Source organism: Micromonospora sp. D75 (assembly GCF_018070405.1).
Classification (GTDB): Bacteria; Actinomycetota; Actinomycetes; order Mycobacteriales; family Micromonosporaceae; genus Micromonospora; species Micromonospora chalcea.
Genome location: NZ_JAGPXV010000911.1, coordinates 1 through 1,688, shown reverse-complemented (window position 1 = coordinate 1,688; position 1,688 = coordinate 1). Strand labels below are relative to the sequence as shown.

1 protein-coding gene and 1 pseudogene are annotated in these 1,688 nt (G+C 77.8%); one reads left to right on the top strand and one right to left on the bottom strand.

What is annotated here, in order from left to right; all coding sequences use genetic code 11:
* Positions 1-319, top strand: a pseudogene (locus KBX39_RS30600) (hypothetical protein); the annotation flags it as partial.
* A gap of 36 nt (positions 320-355) precedes the next feature.
* Here KBX39_RS30600 and coaE read toward each other — a convergent pair.
* The gene (coaE, locus tag KBX39_RS30595; protein ID WP_210873881.1) at positions 356-1,534 is read right to left on the bottom strand and encodes a dephospho-CoA kinase; all 1,179 of its coding nucleotides are present in this window, start codon (positions 1,532-1,534) and stop codon (positions 356-358) included.
* Positions 1,535-1,688: the final 154 nt, after the last annotated feature.

Genomic DNA, 1,688 nt, shown 5'->3' with positions numbered 1-1,688 from the left:
CACGCCGCCGACGCCGATGCCGGCCGGGCTGCTCGCGGCGCCCGCGCGCCCGCCCGGCGACGACCTGGACCGGCTGATCGACGCGGCGCTGCGCGCCGGGACGCACGCGCCGGACGGCGACGCCGTCCGGGTACGGGAGGACCGGGTCGCCGACCGGACCGTCGACGTGGTCGAGGTGCCGGGCGGCAGGCGCTGGTGGCTCGACCGCGGTGGGCTGCCACGCCGGCTGGAACTGCGCACCGGGTCCGGTGTCTGGGTCCGGCTCGACCTCACGCCGGGCCGTGTGTCCGCCGGTCCAGCGGGCCCGGCGTCGCGCTGACCGGCCCGCCGCCGCGCGCGGCACCGCGGGTGAGCGTCAGGGACGCCAGCCGGTCTGCGCGGCCCACTCCTCGGCGCGCAGGTGCTCCTCGTCGAACCACGGGTCGTTGACAGTGCCCCACGCGGCGTGCTCCGGCGCGGTGGCCGCCAGCTCCCGCTTCACCTGCAGGTAGTCGGCCCGCCGCGCCGGGTCGGCGCGCAGGTGGTCGCGCATCAGCAGCGCGTACCGCCAGCCGGGCGAGCCGGCCTCGCGCAGGTGCAGCCGCACCGGTCGCCCCGGGTCCGCGCCGCCGTGCAGCCGCTTGGGCCAGCGCACCGGCTCCGGCTGCCGGGGGACGTCCCACCAGTCACCCGGCAGGCGCGGGAAGCCCGCCTCGGCCAGCCGCTGCGCGATCGGCCCGTCCGCCTCGTCCAGCGAGGAGACAGTCACCTGGATGTCGATCACGTCCGGCGCGGCCAGCCCCGGCACGGCGGTGGAGCCGACGTGGTCGACCCGGACGTCACCGCCCGCCGCGTGGCGGATCCGGGCGGCCAGCCGGGCGTACTGCTCGGGCCAGGTCGGGTCCGGCCCGGCGAGCGCCGCCGGGTCGGCCGACACGGCGCGGCGCTCGCGGACGTTGCGCTCGTAGGGCACCAGGCGGTCCCGCCAGAGAGCGTCCACGGCGGCGTGCAGCTCGGTGAGCGTGCCGTCGTTGGCCAGCAGCACGTCGGCGACCGCGCGCCGGGTGGCGTCGTCGGCCTGCGCGGCGATGCGCCGCTGCGCCTCCGCCGCGGCCATGCCCCGGTCGCGGGTCAGCCGGGCCATCCGGGTCGGCACGGCCGTCTGCACCACGACCACCAGGTGGTACGTGGGCGCGAGCCCTACCTCGACCAGCAGCGGTACGTCGTTGACGACTATCGCGTCGGCCGGGGCGGCGGCGACCAGTTCGGCGCTGCGTGCGCGTACCCGGGGGTGGGTGATCCCTTCGAGCGTGCGGCGGGCGGCCTCGTCGCCGAAGACCAGCGCGCCGAGGGCGGCCCGGTCCAGCGTCCCGTCGGCGTCGAGGACCCTGTCGGAGAAGGCGGCGACCACCTCGGCCAGCCCGTCGGTGCCGGGCGCGACGATCTCGCGGGCGATGCGGTCCGAGTCGACGATCACCGCGCCCAGCGCGGCGAGGCGGCTCGCCACCGCGCTCTTGCCCGATCCGATTCCGCCGGTCAGCCCCACCTTCAGCACCCGGACAGTCAACCGGATCGCTCGTCCACATGCCAAACCGTCCCGGCACACGACGCGGGCCCCGCCCCCGGCGCTCCGCTGGTGCGGAACGCGGGGACGGGGCCCGTCGTCAGAGGCGGTCGCCGGCTCGTCCGGTGGAACGAGCAGGCGTCAG